We start from the raw sequence: 23,803 nt of genomic DNA on the forward strand, positions 1-23,803 counted from the left end.
GCGGGGTGGAGCAGCCTGGTAGCTCGTCGGGCTCATAACCCGAAGGTCGTCGGTTCAAATCCGGCCCCCGCAACCAACATAAGAAAGCTTATCAAATTCAATTTGATAAGCTTTTTTTTTACATCCTCTCTGGTACTCGAATGCCTAAGGTCGATAACCCTAGTGCCAAAACATCCCCCGTTAACTGAGTGATATAGAGACGATTTTTTCTCTTCGCTGCGTCCGGTTCAGTTAAGATTGGGGTATTCGCGTAGAAACGCGAGAACAGTGAGGCGAGTTCATAAAGATACTGACACATCATGTTAGGCAGCCCTTCTCTCGCCACCAAGTTAAAGCGCTCTTCGAGCTGTAAAATAGCTAAAGCAATGGCTCGCTCTTCGTCAGAGGTCACCGTTAATCCTTGAGGATCCTGCCAACTCAATCCTTGCAGGCGAGCTTTTTCAAGTAAAGAGCGAATCCGCGCCCCGGCATACTGAATGTAAGGGGCAGTGTTACCTTCAAAACTCAACATACTGTCCCAATCAAAGATATAGTCGGTCGTTCTATTTTTCGAGAGATCGGCATATTTAACCGCACCAATCCCAATAATAGTCGCGAGCTCATCCAAGTCAGCCCCAGTAATATGGGGCGATTTCTGCTCAATAATCCGCTTCGCTCGACTTACCGCCTCCGCCAGTAGCTCTGATAATTTTATCGTTCCCCCTTCGCGCGTCTTAAAAGGCTGTCCTTGCTTGTCCAACATCATGCCAAACTTATGATGCTCCAACGCCACGTCTTCTGGCACGTAACCGGCCTTACGCACGATCGCCCAAGCCATCATAAGATGTTGATGTTGGCGCGCATCGATATAGTACAACACGCGGTCTGCCTTAAGAGTTTGGTAGCGATACTTCGCACACGCAATATCCGTGGTGGTGTAGAGATAGCCACCATCTTGCTTACGAATCACCACTCCCATCGGTTCACCCTGCTTATTCTTATAAGCATCCAGATAAACCACAACCGACCCCTGCTCCTCCTGTGCGATACGGCGCTGCAATAAATCATCAATAATTTCTGGCAGCATCGTATTGTAAGCACTTTCTCCCCGGATATCGTCCGGCGTAAGGGAGACGCCCAAAAGATCGTAGTTCTGCTGATTCTGTTGCATAGAGATTTCGACTAATCGCTGCCACATCTTGCGGCAATACTCGTCACCTTGCTGTAGCTTAACCACATACTGTCTGGCACGTTTAGAAAAGTCAGCATCTTGATCGTAACGTTTTTTCGCCTCGCGATAGAATCCTTCGAGATCCGAGAGCGAAAGTTGATCATGGCTTTCCGCTTCCTCTAAGTGAGCAATCAACATGCCAAATTGCGTTCCCCAATCGCCAATATGATTAACTTTGGTTACCTTGTGCCCAAGAAACGTGAGTGTACGCACACTGGCATCGCCGATAATTGTCGAGCGTAAATGGCCAACATGCATCTCTTTCGCGACATTCGGCGATGAGTAATCGATAACAACATGGGTTGGGGCCTGCAGGGCGACACCCAATCGTGCATCGTTAGCGATTCCCGCTATCGCCTCCGATAACCAGCTATTATTTAGCCGTATATTAATAAAGCCTGCACCAGCCACCTCAACGCTTTGTATCATCGCAAGGAAATCGGGATTTTTTTTCATCTGCTCCGCCACTTGCTCCGCTAATTGACGAGGCGGTATCTGCAATATTTTGGCAAGAGGAAGCATGGAGTCGATTTGATAATCAGCCAAATCAGGGCGTAAAGAGACTTTAGCCGTAATGGCCACAACCGGAGTGATTTTTAGGTGCTGTAAAGCCTCTTGGGCATAAGTTGAGAGTAGTGCTGATATATTCATATTTCCCTCTACGCAAGATATTTTAATTACGCATTAATTATCATCAGAATTTAAAATCTGCATGACAGATTGATAGATTTCATCGATTTTGGTATCCATAACCGGGACGGTAAATATAGTGTCATCCCCCGCGACAGTACCGAGTATTCCATCATTTCTTCCACAGGAATCGAGTAATCGGGCAATAAGCGGAGCCGCCCCGGGAACGGTGTGAATAACCACCATCCATTGATTGTACTCAACACTTAACACGGAACTTTTGAGGGTGGTTTTAGCGGTTGGCACACCTCGTTCAGCGGGTAAACTATAGACCATTTCCATGCGCGCATTACGCTTTCGGACGGCTCCATAACTGGTGAGCATTCGGGAGATTTTTGATTGATTGATATGCTCAAAACCTTGCTGTGTTAAATGTTCAACAAAATCTAATTGTGAACCGATACATTCATCTTCCAATAACTTCTTAAATACACGATCTAGGTCAAGACATTTATTTTTCTTTAACATAAAACCATTACCTTTTTATAATAGGCATAAATGAATACCACCCCCTCATTATTAAATACCTAGATTATTAAAAGAAGCCTCACACACCGATGACATTGACCTTAATCATAAGAAAGGAGATTAAATAGCAGACTTAAACCACCTATTAATTTTTAAACTAATAATTTTTGATCTTAATTAAAACCCAGGCACTTATTAAATAAAAAAGGGTAACAACTTAATTATTATTACCCTAGAGCAATTAATGTTAATAATTTCAATATAACTTAGCGATTATTGCTTAACACACATCACATGGTAAACACCGTCTTCTTTTTCAGCACCTTCTGTTTCGTGTTCGAATCCAGGGAAGGCATCATCCCAAGCTTGTAGCGCTTGTAAGTAAGCGATTTGTGGGCTGTGCTGATCACCGAAGTTTTCGCCTGACATCAGCATTGGAATTCCTGGTGGATAAGGAATGACGGAGTTCGCTGCGGTTCGGCCAGCAAGTTCATAGATAGAGACCAGCTCGACATTATCTTTCACCAGTTGCGTGTAAGCATCGCGCGGTACCATATCCATTTGCGGAAGACTTGAATAAGCTTTATTCAATTGGTCGCTTGGATTATGTTTTTTCAGGAAGGCAATCATCCGGCGACCCAGTTGTTGCATCGTCATTGTTCCATACAGAACAGGGTCAGTCTCGACAAGCCCCGGTAACACCTCGCTTAATGGCGCATCCGCATCGTAATGTTTTTTGAAGGACAATAAGCTGTTCATTAGGGTGACCCATTTTCCTTTGGTTACCCCCATCGAGAATAAGAACATCACTTGGAAATCGGTGGTACGCGTTGGAACAATACCGAGACTTGAAAGGTAAGCAGTCACTAATGCAGCAGGCACCCCTTCTTCTTGTAACGATCCGTCATCATTCAAACCCGGCGTTAATAGACTGACTTTAACGGGATCTAACATTACCCAGTTCTCATCCAGTCCCTCAAAACCATGCCAGCGATCCGAAGGATTGAGCATCCAGCAGCTTTGCTCTTTAACTAATAAATCGCGTGGCGCCTCGGCGAAATCATAGCTTTGCTGAGTACGCGGATCGGTCACCACTTCAGGATTCCAAGGTTTAAAGAACCAGCTATTCTCAGCGTTTGCTTGCTGATGCGCGCGGGCTACCGCTTGACGGAACTCAACGGCCTCCTCAATCACTTCCGTTGTCAGGTTAATGCCCTGATTCCCCTCCATCATCGCGGCAGCCACATCGTTCGAGGCGGCGATAGAGTAAAGAGGCGAAGTAGTCGCATGCATCATATAGGCTTGGCTGAACTGTGCGGGTTTAATCGATCCCCGGCCTTCGCGCATATGGATGTAAGAAGCCTGTGATAATGCATTCAATAATTTATGCGTAGAATGGGTAGCGAAAATAGTCGGTTGATCGGCACCGTGCGCCGCTTTGTCCCCACGCATTGCATGGAAGTGCTGATAAATCGGGTTGAAGCGTGAGTAACCGAACCACGCTTCGTCGTAATGGATACGATCACAGCTCTCACCCAATAGTTGCTGAATAGCGTCACCATTGTAGATAAGCCCGTCATAGGTACAGTTAGTGACCACGCTATAGACTGGGCGGCTATTTAGCGCCTTGCTAGCAAAAGGGTTATCAGCAATACGCTGTTGAATGGCTTTACGCGTCATTTGCGCTTTGGGGATGGGCCCGATAATCCCATAAGCGTTACGGGTCGGCGTCATATAAACCGGCGCAACACCGGTTAACATCAACCCCTGCTCGATAGATTTATGACTATTACGGTCACAGATCGCGATATCGTTATCGGTACAGCAGGCCTGCATAATTGTGCGGTTCGCGCCAGATGTCCCGACCACTAAGGAGTAGGACCGATGCGCCCCGAAGACCTCTGCGATATATTTTTCACTCTCTCCAAAGGCACCAGTGTGATCAAGCATTGAACCGAGGCAAGCCCTTTCAATCCCCATATCGGTACGGAAGATATTTTCACCATAGAAGTCAAAGAACTTACGGCCAACAGGCGTTTTACAAAAACCAATCCCCCCTTGGTGGCCCGGTGCCGACCAGGAATACTCTTTCTCTTTAGCGTATTTCATCATGGCAGACATCAGCGGTGGCATAATGATTTTTTCGTAACGAGCCACCGCTGCTTGCAAGCGGCCAACAATAAAGTCAGTAGTATCATCGAGGACCAAAAAGGTCTCAACCACATTACTCATTACTTCAGCAGGAATCGCTTTTCCTTCATCGTGGGTATTGACGAGCAAAAATGCTGGGACCTTTTCATGGCGGACTCTTAACTGCTTGAGGAGGTGACAAATAGCCTCTTTTTGCGAAGGAGCCCACTCAATCATAATACAGTCAATCGGCGCCATTGAGCTGACATAGGTCGCTGCTTCTTGGTAGTGGTGAGTAAATTTAACGTGCTCACCTTTACTGCGCAGCAAGTGGCTGATGGTATCAATCGTCTCTTCAAGAGGCGTCAAACTGTTTTGTTGCATTCTCGCCTGGTGTAGGGCGACTAAAAAATTTTTGTCACACATATAGACCTCGTTATTATTTTAAATCAATTCACTCCGGTTATTCGCTTAGCAGTAAATAAATTTACCAAGGACTAAAACCGGGAAGATGATAAAAACCTAACGCTAATTTAAAATAAATTCCAGCCTATTTTTTGTCGAAAAAATATTTTTAAATACTTATTGAGTAATCATGACTTTAAATATAAACCAGCTCTTAAGATTAAATATTAAAATAGATATAAAACAAGAGCTTAGGTCCAAACCAAACTAATGAAAACCTAATGAATAATTATCCAAAAATAATTTTAGCACTCGTTAAATTGATATTAATCAATTACAAAAGCAGGGGTTAAGTCGTAATTTAAAAAGCATGAAAACCCTTTTAATTAATAACGAATGAATATTTATATTCGCTATTAAGAATATAAATTCCAACACAAAAGGGTACTATTTCAACATTAGGAGAAAGTTTATGACCACTAAATCAAAAAAAATGGGGGTAATAGACCTAACCGTATTGGTTGCCGTTAACATGATGGGCTCAGGTATTATTATGCTGCCCGCCAGTTTAGCGGAAACCGGGGCGATTTCGGTCTTATCTTGGCTGGTTACCGTGGTGGGGGCAATGTGTATCGCTTATACTTTCGCCCGCTGCGGTGCCTTGTGTAAGCGGTCAGGCGGAATGTCCGCTTACGCCTCTGAAGCACACGGTAAATCAGCCTTTTTTATCGCGTCTTACACTTACTACATCTGTTTAGTGATCAGCTGTGTGGCGATTGCGGTTTCCGCCACTGGGTACATGGCGCCATTCGCCCCGTGGATTAACGAAACGCCGGTCCATACCTTCCTTACCGTGGTAGCCATCCTTATCGTCACGATGGTTGCAAACTTCAAAGGTCCAAAGATCACCGGACGTATCTCTAATATTACGGTGTGGGGAATTATTATTCCGGTAGCAGGTTTATCGATTATTGGCTGGTTCTGGTTTGACCCAGCGATCTTCAGTTCTGCTTGGAATCCACATGGTTTAACCACCGGTGGTGCGATTTCATCCGGTATTTCCCTGACCTTATGGGCTTTCTTAGGGGTAGAATCCGCTGGGGCCAACTCTGATGCCGTGGAAAACCCAGAACGTAATGTGCCACTGGCATGTCTATTTGGTACGGGCTTTGCGGCTATTGTCTATATTGCTTCCACCACTGTTATTCAAGGGATTATTCCCAATGCCGAGCTTGCGGCAAGTAACGCCCCCTTTGGACTGGTTTTCGCTAAAATGTTTAACCCAACCATCGGTATGGTCGTGACCGGGCTGGCTGTTATTGCTTGTATCGGTTCACTATTAGGTTGGCAGTTTACCAACGCGCAAGTCTCTAAATCTGCCGCCGATGACCACTTATTCCCAGCTATCTTCAGCAAACTCAGTAAGGATGACGCGCCGATAGCGGGTATGATCATTATGCTCGTCTTGGAACTGTTGCTGGCTTCCATGACTATCTCACCAAACTTACTGAAACAGTTCAATATGTTGCTTAATCTGGCCGTCTTTATCAACATGGTGCCTTACGTACTGTCGATGACTGGTCTACAAGTGATGCTACAGAAGAGCCAAGTCAGCGCATCGGAATACCGTATTGCTTCCATCGTCAGTACTGCCGCCGTGCTTTACAGCATTTACGGTGTCTACTCTTGTGGGGTAGAGGCGGTATTCGGCGGCACTATTATCACGATGATCGGCTATATCTTCTATGGCTTCATTGCCGGACGTGAGAAAGAGCACCAACTGTCTCAACGCTAACCCCTCCTCCCTACCCGCCTCTCCCTGCTGGAGGCGGTTTTTTATGGCTCGTCGTGCTTAGCTTTATAACGCTGAATCCCAGCCAAAATCGCCTCAGCCACCTGTTGTTGATAGCGAGCCGTCCTTAATTTTCGCTCTTCCTCAGGATGACTAATAAAGGCAGTCTCCACTAAAATTGACGGGATATTTGGGGCTTTCAATACGGCAAACCCTGCCCGTTCAACCCTAGACTTATGCAGCGGATTAATTTTGTGTAATTGCTTGAGAACTGCGCTGCCGAGTATCCCACTGTCATGTAAGGTTTGGTGTTGAATCAGCTCCAATAACGTATTGTCCAGATAGCTATCCCCGCTACGGCTAACGCCGCCGATTAAATCTGACTGGTTTTGCGAGTTAGCCAGAAAACGGGCGGCTGCAGAGGTTGCGCCCCGTGTTGACAAGGTAAAGACCGAGGCCCCACGCGCCTGCCGGTTAGCCACGGCATCGGCATGTATGGAGACAAAAATCGTTGCCTTCTGCTGCTGTGCTTTTGCCACCCTCATTGCTAATGGAACGAAATGGTCATCGCTACGCGTCATGACAGCGGCCATACCGGGCTGTTGATCGACGAGCTTCTTTAAGCGCTGCGCGATGTGTAAGACAACGTTTTTTTCTAAGGTATTATGTAACCCATGCGCCCCCGGATCTTCCCCACCATGGCCGGGATCGATCATCACGATAAAGGGAGCGGGCTGTCCGGAGGGAGTGTCAGGCTTAAATGGACTGTTAATAGAGGGGGTATTGGCTAAAAAAAGGCTGAGTGGATCGTTATCACCCTTCAACTTCGGATAGAGATCGACCACGAGTCGATGCTGAAAGTTAGCCACAGGCTTGAGATTAAAAATATCCGCCCTGATCGGTTGTTTAAGGTCAACCACTATCCGTAAGGTTGTAGTATCGAATTTAGCCACACGGATTTTGCTAATAAAAGGATCTGTCGCCCTAACTTGCTGACTTAATTTATGCAGTGCGGGACTGAGACCAAAGTCATCGATATCAATCACCAAGCGACGTGGTGATGCCAACATAAAATAGCGATAGTGAGGAAGCGTCGACGACTCAAAGGTGAGACGGGTATAGAGCGTTGAAGGCCATACCCGGGATGCCGTGAACTGCATGACTTCCGCCCCTCGCACCGGGGGGGATAAGCTGATGAGACTAGTAAGCACAGCAAGGCTTGGTAACCAGTGTGGATACCCGGCCGATCCTTTTTGGAACAACATATCCTTTTCCCTAAAGATAAGTTTGTAATTTATCACAATCACAACTTGCAATTTATGCCTATTAAGCATAAAAATACACTTATAACGAATAAAAATTCACTTGGAGTTCCTGTGACAGAACGTAGCACTGAACTGGTTAGAGGTTTTCGGCACACTGCCCCCTACATCAATACTCATCGTAACAAGACTTTTGTCATCATGCTCGGTGGCGAAGCCATCTGCCACGAAAACTTCCTCAGTATTGTGAGCGATATTGGTCTTCTACACAGTTTAGGTATTCGTCTTGTCGTCGTATACGGTGCACGCCCGCAAATTGATGCAAATCTACTCGAGCATAATATTGAGCCAACTTATCATAAATATACTCGGGTTACCGATGCGCAATCCTTGGAGTTAGTCAAACAAGCGGCGGGTAGATTGCAATTAGATATCACTGCCCGCCTTTCCATGAGTTTGGGCAACACTCCCCTGCAAAATGCCCATATCAATGTAGTGAGCGGTAACTTTATTATCGCTCAGCCTCTAGGTGTCGACGATGGCGTCGATTACTGCCACTCTGGGCGTATTCGTCGTATCGATTATCAAGCAATCAATCAGCAATTGGATACCGGCGCTATCGTTCTGATCGGTCCAGTCGCCGTCTCAGTAACCGGTGAAAGTTTCAATCTGACTTCTGAAGAGATCGCGACCCAAGTCGCCATCAAGCTTAATGCTGCGAAAATGATTGGCTTTTGCTCAGAGCAAGGTGTTCCCGATGAAGAAGGAAAAATTATCTCAGAGATGTTCCCAGACCAAGCCCAGCAACGGATTGAACAATACGAATCTGCTGGCGATTATCTGTCTGGTACCGTGCGTTTTTTACGCGGTGCGATGCAAGCTTGCAAAAGTGGCGTGCCGGGTAGCCATCTGATTAGCTACCTAGAAGACGGTGCGTTACTGCAAGAGCTTTTTTCCCGTGAAGGGATAGGTACACAAGTGGTGATGGCCTCTGCCGAGCAAGTGCGTAAGGCGACGATTGACGATATTGGCGGCATTTTGGATCTTATACGTCCCCTTGAACAACAAGGTATTTTGGTTAGACGGTCCCGTGAACAACTCGAGATGGAGATCGATAAGTTTACGGTTGTCGTACGCGATCAATTAACGATTGCCTGTGCTGCCCTCTATCCCTTCGAGGATGAGAAAATTGGCGAGATGGCCTGCGTAGCAGTACACCCCGATTACCGCAGCTCTTCTCGGGGCGATGTGTTACTTCAACAAGTGAGCCAGCAAGCGAAGCAGTCTGGTTTAGAAAAACTTTTCGTACTGACGACACGGAGTATTCACTGGTTCCAAGAACGAGGCTTCCAGCCGGTCAATATCGAATTCCTGCCAGAAAGTAAGCAGAAACTCTACAATTATCAACGTCGTTCTAAAATCTTAATGCTTAACCTTAATCAGTAAAATACCTATCGCCGCCTTAGCGCAGGGCGGCGGTAAGTCCACTACGGCGGGAAGTCTGATTCAGGATGGCTCGATTAAGAATTACCGCCTCGCCATACAGCGTTAACTGCGATTTCGCTCGAGTAATCGCGGTATAAATTAGTTCACGTGAGAGGACAGGGCTAAACTGGCGGGGTAACACCAGTGCGGTATGGGTAAATTCAGATCCTTGTGATTTATGCACGGTCATCGCCCAAGCCGTTTCATGGGCAGGTAACCGTGAAGGCTGTACCGCACGGAGTTCACCATCCGGCAGTTGAAAGTACACTTTTAGCTGCTGGTCGCTATCCAATAAGGTAATCCCTACATCACCATTAAATAATCCGAGTCCACTGTCGTTACGAGTGATCATTATTGGTCGTCCAACATAATCTTGTTGCGAAGAGACAGAGAGCAGTCCCCGTTGCCGTAAGGCGGTCTCAATACTCTGGTTTAGCCCTTTGACCCCGAAAGCGCCTTCGCGAAGGGCACAGAGCAGCTGGTAATGTGAAAATTGTGCAACAATTTGTTGCGGCGTATCCCCCCGTGCAATCGAGGTTAAAAACGGCTGGTACCCTTCACAGACTTCATGCAATAAGGTTCGCCAGTCGCCCTCATCGGCCAATCCACGCCAATGGATATCAGCAAGATCCGCACTTAACAGCGCTTGTGTCTGTGAGGTCTCACCTTGATTGACCGCCCTCGCAAGCTGACCAATTCCAGATTTCGCATCGAATCGATAGCTATGTTTCAGTAGGCAAATATTATCCCGCAATTGAGGGGCTTGCGGCGACTCTGCACCGTCAACGGTACAACCGGTAAGGCGTGATAACTGCGCTGCACGCGCCACACTAAAACCATACTCCGCACAGCGGCAGATATCCCCGAGAACCGCCCCCGCCTCAACGGAAGCAAGTTGGTCGCGGTCACCCAAGAAAATAACCCGTGCCTGTTCAGGGAGTGCGGCAATCAAGTTCGCCATCATGGTCAGATCGACCATCGAGGCTTCATCAACGATCAAAATATCCAGATGGAGCGGGTTGTGCGCATGATAACGCAGCTGCCGTGTTGTCGCTTGCGCCCCCAATAAACGGTGAAGGGTGGTTGCTTCTCGAGGAAAACATTGGCGAACCGTTTCATCAACCTCTAAGGCAAGCAATGCCTTGCCCAATGATTCGGTTAATCGCGCCGCCGCTTTTCCTGTCGGTGCCGCCATTTGGATCCGTAACTTTGACGGGCTTAACTGGATCATCGCCGCCAACAGTTTGGCTACCGTGGTCGTTTTGCCAGTCCCCGGTCCGCCTGAAATGATCGCGTGACGCGCCGTCAAGGCGACCGCAGCAGCCACTTTTTGATCATTACGCGCTGACGATCCGAATAATTGATCGAGGATGTGTCGCGCCTGCTCTTCATCCTTTAACTGCTGTTCCGGCAATGCGTTAAAGAACGTCGCGACCTGTTGCTCTTGGTGCCACGCTCGCTGAAGGTAAAGCTGCTGATCGACTAAACACAATGGCCCTATCTGCGTCGCCGAGGAGAGCGCGGACCATGCGGCAAGCTGGCCCTGCCACCCCTGCGCGTTCTCCGGTGCTTGGCATAATTGCCAGAGTTGCTGAGCGGCTATCCGCTGCGCCCCTGTCCATAAGGCGTCCGGGGTTAATGCAGCCAACGGCAGACAGACATGCCCCTCACCGGCACTGGCGCTAACGCAAGCCGCTGCCAGGAAATAGTCTGGCCGATCGCCCTCACACAGCAGTCGAGCAAATTGCAGATCAACTGAACGAAACAACTGTGTGGCGTGAGCGTAGGCAATCACCTCATCAATAGGATGCATTGAACTCTTCCTCTTGGCTGAATAAACGGTCTAACTGTTCGATCAATGCAGCGGGGGGGCGTGTGTAATAGATACCATTTCCAGGGAGATCATCAGCCATTCCCCGTAAAAAGAGGTAATAGACCCCCCCGAAGTGCTGTTCATAATCGTAATGAGGTAGACGATGGCGCAAATAGCGGTGTAAGGCTAAGGTATACAATTGATATTGGAAGTCATAGCGATGCTCAACCATCGCCCCTTCCATAGCCTGTTGGGTATAGGCCTGACTGTCACCGCCTAGCCAATTCGATTTGTAATCGGCAATGTAATATTTCCCCTGCCAACGAAACACAAGATCGATAAAGCCCTTCAACATTCCTTGAACTTCCGAGAAAATCAGATTCGCCGCCTGTGCTGACAAAGGATCAAAACGCTTAATACAGGTATCCAGCCGGGTGGCATTCAGTGGCTGTTCGACCGGGATCCAAAACTCCATTTCGATCAAACGATCGCTGCGGCTGATCGTCGACAGCGATGTTTCGGCGCCGGGGAGTTGTTGCGCTAAAACGCGCGCGATCCACCCCTGCACCACTGGCGCCCACGCCTCTTCATAGCCCCAAGCGACTAACTGTTCTGTTACCCACTGTACGTCTGGGCATGCGCTAAAATCCAGATTTTCGAAAAGGTGATGTAAAAAAGTACCGGGGGCGGCACCTTTCGGAAATTGATGTACCGTCGACAGCGGCGAAAGCTCGTCACTCCTCTCAGTAATCACTTCGACATCAAACCCTGGCACATACAACTGCCGACTGCTGGCATGATGCGTCAAGGCGGAATAACTGGTGACACGCCAATTATCCTGGAGTGATCGCTGTAAGACTTTCGCCGTGACCTCTGTCGAGTCTACAGCCTCGGTTTGATAGGGGGTAGAGGGCGAGTCACTTGCTAGCACGACTTCACACTCACTGTCCGCCATCGTTGCCAACGCCTCCGCCAACTGTTCTGCGGTTGCGGCGTTACCTTGTTGTACCAAATAGCCTATAGCACTGTGCTCCAGCTCAGTAGGCCCTAGATATTTACGTTTACGATAGAATAACGGTGCAATACCAATACTGCAGTGCCAAATCGCACGCGTTAAGGCTACGTAGAGCAAGCGTAAATCCTCTGCCAGCCGTTCTTCTTCCGCTAGCGCTAGGCTCTCTTCATCTCCCTGCAAATCGAGCACCGCCGAGAAATGTTCGCGGTCGTGGTAAAGTGGTTGCTTCGTTTCTCGATAGCTCGCAATGAAAGGCAACCAAACAAGCGGATACTCTAAGCCTTTGGACTTGTGGATTGTGACGATTTGCACAAGATCGCGATCGCTCTCTAAACGTAATTGCTGGCTACGGGCATTATCATCCGGTTGATCCACTTGCTGAGCGAAGAAACGCAGTAAGCCATGGGGGGTATCATGTTCAGCAGAGGCCGTTTGCAATAGTTCACTGACGTGCATTAAATCTGTCAGGCGCCGTTCGCCACGCGTGCTCGACAACACATTTTCCGCTAGACCGTAATCGTGCAATATTTGCCGAAACATCGGTAAGAAGCCGAATTTACGCCATTGCTGCTGCCATTCAGTAAACTGATCGGTCAGCGCATCCCATTGGCCACTGTCATGGTTCAGCGCTTCGATTTGAACCGCTGAATAACCGAGTAGCTGAGTGGCTAACGCAGTGCGTAAGAGTGACTCTTGCTGAGGATGTAAAATGGCGTCTAAAACCCAGAGCAACTCTTGTGCCTCGACCGTCTGGTAGACGCTATCGCGACTCGAGAGATACACCGATGCAATACCGAGATGTTGCAACGCATCGCGGATTAAGCTTGCTTCACGACGACTCCGTACCAGCACCGTAATATCCGCGGCACTGACGCTGCGGCGTGTCTCACCTCTGACTAACCAAGCCTGCTGCTGCTGACCGGCTGTCAGCCATTGCGCGATATCATTAGCGCAATACTGCGCCATCGTCTGCTGATAGTCCGAGACATTGCACCCCTCGCCCTCCTTGAGCCACCAGCGCATCGCCGGTTGCTGTTTACCCTCTCGCCATACACTGAGGGACTGATTGCTCGGGGCAGAGGCGACCGGTAAAAAAGGAATATCGGCAAAAAGGAAGGGATATTCTACCCGTTGAAAGAGTCGATTAACGGTTTCGACCATTCCAGGGGAAGATCGCCAGTTAGTATGCAGCGAATAGTGATCCGTAACCTCATCCCGGGCTTTAATGTAGGTAAAAATATCTGCGCCACGAAACGCATAGATCGCCTGCTTAGGATCGCCAATAAGCAGCAAAGCCGTGTCGGAGGGTTGCGCGTAAATACGGCTAAAAATCCGGTATTGAGTCGGATCGGTATCTTGGAATTCATCCACCATGGCGACCGGATAACGCTGCCGGATCGCCTCAGCAAGCGTTTCACCCTGTGGAGTTTGAAGACCCCGATCAAGCTTGGTTAAAAGATCGTCGAAACTGAGTAGCGCATAGCGCTCCTTCTCTTGCTGTAGGTTTGCGCGGATATCATGTAGCGCTAAGGTTACCAGCGGCTCATACAGCGAGATGGGGGTCGCAAGAAAATGGTCTATCGCCTCGAAAATCGGCTGTTGAGGCGCTCGCCCTTTTTTGGTTTTGGCGACTAACTGTGCTTGGCCAAATTTTTCCAGCTCTTTCTGCGGAAGCTGATAACCGGTATCGTCACTTTCTGCCCAGAGTGTTATGGCATTGATCCAGTTAGGCACATGTAACGAAGAATAACTGCGTTTATCGACATCAGAGTCCATTACCCACTGATAGACCTCGGCAGAGACCTCACGCCATTGCTGTTTCATCGCCAGGATCCGACGGCAATTCTCATGATGACAGGCAGTTAACTCTTGCATAGGCTGTGGGCGTTTTAGTTGCGGGATATCGCCCTGCAACCATGCTTTAACGGAGTGAAGAAGATGCTCAGGGCCACTAAACAGCGCCATAACCTCTTGAGCTATCGCCTCCTCTAACGGATAGCAATAGCGCCGCCAAAAATCCTCTGCCGCTTGCCGTAACAGTTGTTGTTCATCTTCCAAAAGCTGTTGTTGGAACAACATCCCCGACTCGAAGGCATTAAGATTGAGCATCCGCTGACAAAAGCCATGAATCGTATAAATCGCCGATTCATCCATCTGCCTTTCGGCTAATAACAGAATCATCGCGGCTTGCGCTTTATCGTCGATTTCCGCCAACAGTTGGCCCATTACCGGATGGTCGGAATGACCCCGAATACAGGCAATACGTAACTGATGGATATTGTCACGTATACGTCCCCGAAGCTCTTCAGTGGCTGCTTCGGTAAAGGTCACCACTAAAATTTCTTCCACCGATAATAATCGCGACCACGCGTTATCTTTGCCTAATCCTAACAACAGCCGTAAATAAAGGATGGCAAGGGTGAAGGTTTTGCCTGTTCCCGCGGAGGCTTCAATCAATCGTTGCCCCTGGAGTGGGAGCATAAAGGGATCCAAAATCCTTGATGATGAAGGATGACTCATGCTACTTCCTCCGAAGTCTCTGGGCTATGGGCCTGTAAAACCGGTAAATACCAACACTCAGCTTGCTGACAAATGGCCGTCACCTGTTCGGCGGTTAATTGTGGCGCTAAACGTTGTAGGTAGGGATCGCTTCCCTCTCCATCCATCAAATAGCCTTCGTGCCATGCGCTATGCAGTCGTTGCAAGGCGCGGCTTTGCGTACTTTCCTGCCAATCAATGACCGGAGGTTGGCTATTTTTAAGTAAGCTAGCTTGTAACCATCCACCGCCACTCTCTTTTAATAACCAGAGTGGCTCGGCCATGCCTTGGTAATAGCCCTGCATCATTCTTTCCAGTTCTGCCTTCGCCTGACCGATAGGCAGCGGTAAAAAACGCCAGCTGGTCTCGTCCCGACCATATAATCGGCTGGTTCCCTGGCCGCCCATCGCACAATAGAAAAGATGTTCAATCCATAACAGTAATCCATCAGTTAGATTGAGCTTACCGGGGCGCCAGCGCAGTAAGCCATCGGCCTGGACCTGAGGCAACCATCCCACAACCCGGGTTTCCAGTAGCATCAGATCCACTTCAAGGCTATGGGTGGCATGGCGTTGGGCCACCACCGTATCGGCAATTTTCTCCATCTCCGCGCATTGGCGCTGCCAGATAAGTCGGCCGTAAGCCCCATAAGGCAATTGCCCTGATAAACGATAATGGCGATAGAGCTTCTCAGCGGGCTGTTGTTCGATCAAGGTATTAAGCAATCGCTGATTAAGCTGATACCGAGTGAGATTATCATGAATAAAGGGTTCGCTCTCCGGCAGGCCCACCTCTTCACGCTGGAAATAGACGCCTAAGCGCCGAGTAAACCAGGCACGAATCGGGTGCCGCCAAAAACTGGCAAAGGTATTAAGAGTGAGCTCTTCCGGTACACAAGGCGCTAACGGCTGTGAAAAGAGCGGCTGTGGTGTCCCTTCACGGTTTGCCGCCGCGGTCCATTGCTGGGCAAAGGAGTGCCAAGGATTCTGTTCACTGAAATTTTCACTCGAAAATGGGGTACGGGCTTGGGCTAAAACCAGATGTTGCTGGATACGCCGCGCGCTCTCATCAACATCACACTGCGCATCACCCTCGAGGTAAAAACTCTGCCCGATATATTCCAACAACTCCGTGACCAAGACCGAAGCAAGGCGAGGCTGATTGTCTTGTATCGATCGCCCGACATAGCTGACATAAAAATAGTCCTGTGCCGAGGTAAGGGCTTCTAGGAACAGATAGCGGTCATCATCTCGGCGGTTTCTATCCCCTTTTCGCGGTTGCTTGGGCATGAGATCAAATCCCGAAGGCAGTAAAGTGCGCGGGTAGACCCCATCATTCATTCCCAACAGACAGACTACTTTAAAAGGAATGGAACGCATCGGCATTAACGTACAGAAGTTCACCTGCCCCGCTAAGAATCGCTGACTAATACGCTGTTGTTCAAGCCTACCACGTAATTCATCACGTAAGAGTGTCATCGGGATAGGTTGCGTATACTGTGCCGTAATCCCTTCTTGGATCACCTTACGCCACTGTTCGTGAATCACTTCCAAGGCCGCTTGGCTCTCCGCATCGCCAATAAAAAAACGTTCAGTTAATTGACGACAATAGGGTAACCACTCTTCCAGCGTATAAGATTGGGTAAGTCGTTCACGCCATTCACTAAGCGCCGCGAGAAACTCTGCCAATTGACCGGCCAACTCCCCCATTAAGCCTGCACTTTCATCGAACGGCAATATACCTTGCCAATCGCCTAGCGTACTGTCCATAGCGACCCCGAGTAACATACGCTGGATCCCGAACTGCCAAGTATGTTGACCCGTGACGGGAAGTGCCAGATTGGCGACGCTTTCGTCATCTAAGCCCCAACGTATGCCCGATTCTACAACCCAATGACGCAGGCGCTGTAGCTGTTCTTCCGTAATAGCAAAGCGTTCCGCCAGCGCGGGCACTTCGAGAAGTGACAAGACCTGTTCTGAGGTAAAGCGACTATCAGGTAGCATCAGTAACTGAATAAAGGCTTGAATCACCGGATGGGCGTGACTGGCACTGCGGTCCGAGATAGAAAAAGGCAAATAAGCGTCATTGTTCGCTCTTGAGAAAGCCGCTTGAATATAGGGGGTATAACTATCGATATCGGCAACCATCACGATGATATCGCGTGGACTGAGCTGAGTATCCTGATCGAGCAGCGTAAGAAGGTAGTCCCGCAGTACCTCAACTTCACGCTGTGCATTATGACAACTGCTAACGGTGATTGAGCGATCATCGTGCGCCATGGGGCGTTTAGTCGTGCTCGTCATAAACTGTTCAGCATTCAGTCCAACTACCGAATGATCTTCCAGCAGCAGAATGTCTTGCTGCAACTGCGAAAGCAGATGGGTAGGCTCGCTCTCCACAAAGGCATGGATCTCATCATTCACACTTTCCATCTGCGCAAGCAGATAGAGATTATCACGCCCTTGCCGTCCCCATGAGGCCAGCAAAGGATTAGGAAGCGCCTGTTCCCCCGCCTCGCTGAAAAGCTGTGGCGCCATCTCTGGTGCTTTAAATAAAGGCCGCTGCTCCCCCGTTTCCTGCCACTGTTGCTGTTTCAGTGCATAGACCTTACGTCGCCGAGTCAGCAGTCGAGCAAGAAATGCTCGATCTTGAATATCTCCCCAATAGTGTTGGCAGGGATTGGTAAAAAGTAGGTGGATTTCACAGTGTCGGCCTAAGGCTTCAAGCGCCTGCAGATAGATAGGCGGTAAGGAGGAGATCCCACAAATAAATACGCGTTTAGGTAACACCGCATCAAGCGTATCGTGCGCGAGACGCTGAATAAATCGTTGATAGAGATTAGCACGATGCCATTCAGGTTGGCCGATCTGCGCCGTATAATTAACTAAAGCTTGCCAAAGTGGCGCTTGCCATTCTTGGGCACTGCCTAATTCGGCGACTCGCTCCCCTTGCTGCCATAACGCCAACCAGTCGGGACGATAAACGAGGTAGTGGTCAAAAAGGTCGGCAACTTGGGCACAGAGTTGGTAGAGCTTACGTGGATCACCCTCCTCGGCAAGGTAATCACTCAATACCTGGAAGGCTGGCTCCTCGCGTAAGGAAGGCATCAGGTGCATCAGTTTCCAACTCATCGCGCTTTTGGTGAAAGCACTTTCAGCAGGAATATTAGGTAATACCGCGACAAACATCTGCCAAATAAAGGTCGCCGGCAACGGGAAGCTGATGTTGGCAGCAATGCGCGATTGGAAGCCAGAGGCTAATTCCATCTGTAGCCATTGCGCCATGCCTGGACTTTGCACTAACACCACTTCCTGCTCTAAAGGATCAGGCAGTGGGTCATTCTCCATTATTGAGGTGACCAGATCTTTTAATAAATCAAGACGATTTGAATGCCAAACTCGAAACATAGTGACCTCTTTTCCCACATCCTAGTGCCGCAGTATACCTTGCCTCGCCCTTAATCACGACCTGCGGATACGATTCTACGGGCAGCGTAAACGCTGTAGAGACTGTGGCGAACGATCCGCGTCTTGCCAAGTTACTCGCTGCCAATAGCAACCGTTCATTGCCGCAATTCGTTGTTCTTCAATGGTGCGGCTAGGCTGCTCACTGCCCTCTAGCTTCTGTGCTAATTGCTGCCATACTTCGCGCCGTTGCCACAGCGTCTGTTCACTACGCTGCAAACTGCCCATATAGTGCAAAATCAGTAAGCTACTGATCGACAAGAGTGTTAGGGCCATCAGCACTTCAACTAGGCTTATCCCTTGGCAATAGTGCGCCGCACTGCTCGGCGGATAAGGGGCAGTCGTCAGTCCAACCGCGGGGGTGTCGCTGTAGACGCAAAGGTGGTCCCTCATCGACAATAACCCTCTGCCAAAGTAACCACTCACTTTTTTCGGAAGTCCCTCGTAACCAACCTTCTGTTTTCGACGCTCGCCAGAAACAAACAGAAAAAGCGTTTGAGGGCGATAAAGGACATTGCCATCCTGATGCCGTCGACCACGAGTATGTGCGACCCCAAGCCAGCGCTGACTGAGCTTGATAGAACGCTTGATAATACGATTTCTCATCATTGACCTGCTGTGCCCCATATCGAAGTGAATCATTCGTTAAACGTAAAACTCCACTGGCTAATGCCATTGTTAATAAAACCGTTAACAAGGTGACGTTGCCTTGTGATGCGGAAGAGAGTAATAGACGTTTCATCTAATCATTCTCTCGATTAACTCGATGTTGGCGGCTAAGTATGTACTTACCTGCTTTCAGGGTTAGTTGAATATCAACCTGCTGAGCGAGTGCCTTCACACGAAAATCGATCACCTGTACTTGAGCGGGCTGAGTTAAACGCGACCACTGGCCAGTGCGACAATCAGCCCCCCCTCGCGCATACTCTATCGCCATCCCGTGATGTCGGTAGCCAAAATAGTCGCTATGTGAATGGCCGGGTCCTTCCCACTGACCATTGGCGTTATCGTCCCAGCGTAAAAGTAAACACTTACCTTCGTCCTTTATCTCCATACTCACTGCGCCACAGTGATCACCTTGACAAAATCCCGCACGGCGGACGGCTTTCTCGATTAACAGGAGAAGGCGCTGTATTTCTTCTCGTACCCAGTAACGCTGCTCCATCGCCGCCGACTGTTGCCATAAAAGGGGTAACAAACGTTCAGCGCTGAGTAACAGTATCGCCCCAAGCGTTAGCGCGATGAGACTCTCAATCAGACTAAAGCCTTCTTGATGAGAGGTTATCAACTTCATTGGCACCCCTTATCCTGAGCCTCGCAGTGGCGAACCCGGCCATGAGCAGAAATAATCACCCGCCAGCGCGTAACCCCATTTCCGACTTCAAAACTCCCCGGCCAGGCGGTGCCGTGCTTTCCAAAAAAACGAGGCTGACCGATCATGGCTAACAGTTTGACTTGAGGCGTACTGGGTTTCCATATCCACTGCTCGACCTTCCCTGCCCGTGGTTCGCTAACCGCTCTCACTAAGGATTCTTCATTATCCAACCACAGGATAAATGAAATTGTCCTGTGATAATGATAAGCCTGCTGACGCAGCCGATTTAAAAAGTGGGTTAAATCACTCGCGGTGGCCTTAACCTGTTGACGGTACTGCCACTGCGTAAGTGACTGGCTGCCCAACCCCGTCAAGATCGCAGTAATGACTAGCACAATCAGCACCTCTAATAGGGTGAAGCCGGCGTGTGAAGAGTGAGAAAATAATCGCATGGGGAGAGCTTACGCCGGTTGCGGCAATCGAACAGATCAGACCTGATTATTTTGCGATCAGGATTAAATTATTTATTAATCACTTGGTATTATTTCCAATTAAATGAGTAGCTAATCTGAAATAATTAATTATTCCACTGCGAAGATTTAACCCTTACGATTAAATAACAGAATGAAAAGTACTCTCACGAAAAATAGAGCATAAAATGCGTCAGAAACTGACTATTAATTTTTATTCGATTCGAAAAAAGGCGTGATAATGAGATGGGGTAATGCTAACGCGGTAAGTAAGGTAAAAAGTATCCGCACGTTATTTTGTGCCTCAGGCAAAATAAACATTATCGCTAATAATGAAAAGAGCAATGCGCCAGATAAAATAGGCCAAGTTAATCGCAGATAATCATAATAATTGTTACAACCCAAAAGGTGACGCCGCACACAGGTTTGTGGGAAGGCATGGAGAATTAAAAAGCCTAGCGAAAAACCGATTAACGGCGGAAAAAAGAGCAGTGATAACACGCCCACGAAGAGTCGATAATCTCTTTGCAAAGAGCCGGTAATTAATAATTGTGCTGCGCAGAGTATCCCTACCCCCTGCATGATTGTCATAACCAGCGCAAGGGAGTGCGCGGGGAGTCCCGCATAGCTAAGCAAAACGGTGGTCTCTCGGAGGTAGCACACCGCAGGCAGCGTGATCAGTCCTATCCCTATAGCTAATCGCCTAGGCCAACCGCTTGCCTGGGGCTCCTCAATCGCAAAGTGGCCTGCTGAGGCAACCAAAAAAACAGGTAAGGCACTGGCGGGAAAGAGTTGCCATCCTAGCAAGCAGAGCGCCATCAGGCCTAGATAGCCACTGAGAAATAGACCTTTCTTTTCGGGACGAACGATAGCCAAGTCGCTCGCCCCATGAGCCATTCCTAACAAACCCATTGCCACCGAGGCAAAAAGCAGCTGATAACCCATCGGACAGAATGAGGCTACTAACGCTGCCCCATAGAGTACTGCCCAACCACTTTTTTGCCCTAAGTCGTAAATCATACTGCTGTGGTATCGATTGTCGAAGCTTGTGAGGACTTAGATAATACTCTTGCTGCGTAAAAGGCGTAGAAGACTTTCGCGATAACGTCTAAAACCAGGAAGCTCCATACCGACGCTGCATCACTTACGAGCTGCAAGCCTTCCGGTCCGATAAGAAAGACAACCGGATAAATCAGCCAGACTAACGTCAATAAGGTGATATTTTTATAATAGCCTCCTGCGGTAGTCAGCGTGCGGGTGGCGGCAATTTTCCGTAAGGGTCTCCATAGCAAGAACAGCACCCCTAGAAAAGCAACACAGGACCAAAGATACCAAATTACTTTTACCATGGCGGTATCGGCAAGTGCAGATAATAAACCGGTTACTACCATAATAACATCCAAGCCAATAATCGCTGTTAAATATCCATTCATTTGGCCAGGAGGGCCATATTCTTGGAAGGCTATCATTACCAAGCCTGCTAATAAAATAGGCGTAGTGATAGACCAGTCGATATATCTAGCGAAATAAATTATTGTTCCATTACTAGAGAGGTAATTACCAACGCCTAATGCCATCGCTAAATAAGCAGTTGCGGCGATAAAAGTCACCATAGCATGCATCATAACGTGATTTTTAATTAATACTTTTTTTCTTCCAGAAAGATAAATTAATAATGTTGATAACGACATTATGGTAAAACCTACGATAAGTGGGACGTGGTCCATTTAAACCTCTCCAAATAGAGTTAAAATATTAAGTGATTAAAATAAAAAGATAATCATGTTTATGACTTAATAGTAAGTATATGAGGGGTTCTGTTTTCTGCAAATTTTAAGGTCTATCAGCTTAAAAATAAATACTTCTTCTTTACCTTGATTTACTTGCGATTATGGATTAGGAATTGCCTGTGAATATGGCTTCGCATTATAAAAAAAAACCGCAACCTTAGCAGGTTACGGTTTCAGTGCTTATTGCTCTGTTGCGGCGACTACGATATAAGCAACTTAAATCGCGACGGGCGCTTTGATCGCAGGGTGCGGATCGTAGCCTTCTATCTCGAAATCGTCAAAACAGTAATCAAAAATAGAGTCCGGCTTACGTTTAATGACCAATTTAGGCAGTGCACGGGGCTCACGACTTAATTGTAAGTGTGCTTGCTCTAAGTGATTGGAATAGAGGTGCGTATCGCCCCCTGTCCAAACAAAATCGCCAACTTCGAGATCACACTGCTGAGCGACCATATGGACCAGTAGCGCATAGCTGGCGATATTAAAGGGTAAGCCTAAAAAGACATCGCAAGAGCGCTGATAGAGCTGGCAACTGAGTTTGCCATTAACGACATAGAATTGGAAAAAGGCATGGCAGGGTGCCAGCGCCATTTTATCCAACTCGCCTACATTCCATGCCGATACGATGATGCGGCGCGAATCAGGGTCCTGTTTAATCTGACGGATCACTTCACTAATTTGGTCGATGTGGCGGCCATCGGCAGCTGGCCAACTACGCCATTGTTGACCATAAACGGGACCTAAGTTGCCCTGCTCGTCAGCCCACTCATCCCAGATCGTTACCTTGTTCTCTTTCAGGTAAGCAATGTTGGTGTCCCCTTTTAAAAACCACAGCAGCTCGTGAATAATCGAGCGCAGATGGCATTTTTTCGTGGTGACCAAGGGGAAGCCCTGTTGCAGATCGAAGCGCATTTGGTGGCCGAAAATGGATAAGGTGCCGGTACCGGTACGGTCGTCTTTCACCGCGCCTTCAGAGAGGACTTTCTGCATCAGTTGCAAATATTGATTCATTTTACTTCACTCGTTACAGTCTTTGGCTGGCGTTTATACGCCCAAATCATCATTATCACTCCAGCGACAATCATCGGGATAGACAAGATCTGCCCCATGCTGATCACCCCACCAAATAACCCGAGCTGAGCATCAGGCTGGCGGAAAAACTCGACGATAATACGGAAAGCGCCATAGCCTATCAGAAATAAGCCCGACACACTGCCCATTGGACGCGGTTTGCGAATAAACAGATTCAGAATAATAAACAGCACCACACCTTCTAACGCTAATTCGTATAGCTGTGAAGGGTGACGTGGCAGTACGCCATAGGTATCGAGGAGAGATTGCCACTGAGGATGGCTTGGAATTAAGGCCAAATCTTCATCACGCGAACCGGGAAATAGCATCGCCCATGAAGAGTTCGGGTCAACACGTCCCCATAACTCGCCATTGATGAAGTTACCTAGGCGGCCTGCGCCTAAGCCAAAAGGAATTAAGGGAGCAATAAAATCAGAAACTTGGAAGAAAGTCCGTTTGGTTCTGCGGGCAAAAACTAACATCACCACGATAACACCAATCAACCCACCGTGGAACGACATGCCGCCATCCCAGACCTTGAACAGGTAGAGCGGATTGTCGAGGAATAGCGGTAAGTTATAGAATAAGACGTAACCGATACGACCACCTAAAAATACCCCTAAGAAACCGGCGTAAAGAAGATTTTCAACTTCTGTTTTAGTCCAGCCACTGCCGGGCTTATTCGCACGCCGAGTGGCCAACCACATGGCAAAAATAAAGCCGACTAAGTACATCAACCCATACCAGTGAAGGGAGATTGGACCGATAGAAAAAATTACTGGGTCAAATTGTGGAAACTTAAGATAGCTCGCAGTCATCTTGCACCATTGGTTGTTAAATCAATCACCCGTGCCTCATTCTTGAGGGGGTGAACAAATAGGTTGG

At 48.3% G+C, this 23,803-nt stretch carries 16 protein-coding genes and 1 pseudogene; 2 read left to right on the forward strand and 15 right to left on the reverse strand.

Features of this window, described 5'->3' with window-relative positions:
• Positions 1-118 precede the first annotated feature (118 nt).
• The 3 genes from argS to adiA all read right to left on the reverse strand — a co-directional run bounded on the left by argS (position 119) and on the right by adiA (position 4,924).
• Positions 119-1,861: an arginine--tRNA ligase gene (argS, locus tag MKR94_RS11780; RefSeq protein ID WP_241647083.1), complete on the reverse strand. Its 1,743-nt coding sequence runs from the start codon at positions 1,859-1,861 to the stop codon at positions 119-121.
• A gap of 33 nt (positions 1,862-1,894) precedes the next feature.
• Positions 1,895-2,368: a transcriptional regulator ArgR gene (gene argR / locus MKR94_RS11785; protein ID WP_241647084.1), complete on the reverse strand. Its 474-nt coding sequence runs from the start codon at positions 2,366-2,368 to the stop codon at positions 1,895-1,897.
• Between the two features lie 273 nt (positions 2,369-2,641).
• On the reverse strand, positions 2,642-4,924 hold the full coding sequence (adiA, locus tag MKR94_RS11790) for an arginine decarboxylase (protein ID WP_241647085.1): 2,283 nt from the start codon (positions 4,922-4,924) through the stop codon (positions 2,642-2,644).
• A 451-nt stretch (positions 4,925-5,375) separates the two neighbouring features.
• Between adiA and potE the strand changes: the two genes are divergently transcribed.
• Positions 5,376-6,698: a putrescine-ornithine antiporter gene (gene potE / locus MKR94_RS11795; RefSeq protein WP_241647086.1), complete on the forward strand. Its 1,323-nt coding sequence runs from the start codon at positions 5,376-5,378 to the stop codon at positions 6,696-6,698.
• 41 nt (positions 6,699-6,739) lie between these two features.
• On the opposite strand, the gene MKR94_RS11800 is transcribed toward potE, so the two are convergent.
• Positions 6,740-7,960 (reverse strand): N-acetylmuramoyl-L-alanine amidase, encoded by a 1,221-nt coding sequence (locus tag MKR94_RS11800; RefSeq protein WP_241647087.1) that lies wholly within the window; start codon positions 7,958-7,960, stop codon positions 6,740-6,742.
• A gap of 54 nt (positions 7,961-8,014) precedes the next feature.
• Here MKR94_RS11800 and argA point away from each other — a divergent pair, with 54 nt between their 5' ends.
• Positions 8,015-9,403 carry an amino-acid N-acetyltransferase gene (gene argA, locus MKR94_RS11805; protein ID WP_241647088.1) on the forward strand — a complete coding sequence of 463 codons (1,389 nt, stop codon included), beginning with the start codon at positions 8,015-8,017 and terminating at the stop codon, positions 9,401-9,403.
• 16 nt (positions 9,404-9,419) lie between these two features.
• On the opposite strand, the gene recD is transcribed toward argA, so the two are convergent.
• The 11 genes and pseudogenes from recD to lgt form a co-directional block, all read right to left on the reverse strand.
• Entirely contained in the window at positions 9,420-11,255 is a 1,836-nt protein-coding gene (recD, locus tag MKR94_RS11810; RefSeq protein ID WP_241647089.1) for an exodeoxyribonuclease V subunit alpha, read from the reverse strand.
• Entirely contained in the window at positions 11,242-14,790 is a 3,549-nt protein-coding gene (gene recB, locus MKR94_RS11815) for an exodeoxyribonuclease V subunit beta (protein ID WP_241647090.1), read from the reverse strand. The genes recD and recB overlap by 14 nt, the downstream gene beginning before the upstream one ends.
• Positions 14,787-18,215 (reverse strand): exodeoxyribonuclease V subunit gamma, encoded by a 3,429-nt coding sequence (recC, locus tag MKR94_RS11820; protein ID WP_241647091.1) that lies wholly within the window; start codon positions 18,213-18,215, stop codon positions 14,787-14,789. Before recC ends, recB begins: the two co-directional genes overlap by 4 nt.
• A gap of 75 nt (positions 18,216-18,290) precedes the next feature.
• A complete protein-coding gene (locus MKR94_RS17195; protein ID WP_422047524.1) occupies positions 18,291-18,548 on the reverse strand; it encodes a hypothetical protein in 258 nt (85 codons plus the stop codon).
• Positions 18,549-18,555: 7 nt separating this feature from the next.
• Positions 18,556-19,014, reverse strand: coding sequence for a DUF2509 family protein (locus MKR94_RS17200; RefSeq protein WP_422047525.1), 459 nt, complete (start codon positions 19,012-19,014; stop codon positions 18,556-18,558).
• Positions 19,015-19,566, reverse strand: a complete 552-nt coding sequence (locus MKR94_RS11830; protein ID WP_241647093.1) for a prepilin peptidase-dependent protein — start codon at positions 19,564-19,566, stop codon at positions 19,015-19,017.
• Positions 19,563-20,039: a prepilin-type N-terminal cleavage/methylation domain-containing protein gene (locus MKR94_RS11835; protein WP_241647094.1), complete on the reverse strand. Its 477-nt coding sequence runs from the start codon at positions 20,037-20,039 to the stop codon at positions 19,563-19,565. The genes MKR94_RS11830 and MKR94_RS11835 overlap by 4 nt, the downstream gene beginning before the upstream one ends.
• A gap of 306 nt (positions 20,040-20,345) precedes the next feature.
• Positions 20,346-21,077: pseudogene (locus tag MKR94_RS11840) on the reverse strand (Brp/Blh family beta-carotene 15,15'-dioxygenase); the annotation flags it as partial.
• Positions 21,074-21,784 carry a bacteriorhodopsin gene (locus MKR94_RS11845; RefSeq protein ID WP_277755653.1) on the reverse strand — a complete coding sequence of 237 codons (711 nt, stop codon included), beginning with the start codon at positions 21,782-21,784 and terminating at the stop codon, positions 21,074-21,076. The gene MKR94_RS11845 and the pseudogene MKR94_RS11840, both read right to left, overlap by 4 nt.
• 279 nt (positions 21,785-22,063) lie before the next feature.
• Entirely contained in the window at positions 22,064-22,858 is a 795-nt protein-coding gene (gene thyA, locus MKR94_RS11850) for a thymidylate synthase (RefSeq protein ID WP_048912602.1), read from the reverse strand.
• The gene (lgt, locus tag MKR94_RS11855) at positions 22,855-23,736 is read right to left on the reverse strand and encodes a prolipoprotein diacylglyceryl transferase (RefSeq protein ID WP_241647097.1); all 882 of its coding nucleotides are present in this window, start codon (positions 23,734-23,736) and stop codon (positions 22,855-22,857) included. Before lgt ends, thyA begins: the two co-directional genes overlap by 4 nt.
• Positions 23,737-23,803 lie beyond the last annotated feature (67 nt).

This window comes from Rosenbergiella metrosideri, from assembly GCF_022602565.1.
GTDB classification, from domain to species: Bacteria; Pseudomonadota; Gammaproteobacteria; order Enterobacterales; family Enterobacteriaceae; genus Rosenbergiella; species Rosenbergiella metrosideri.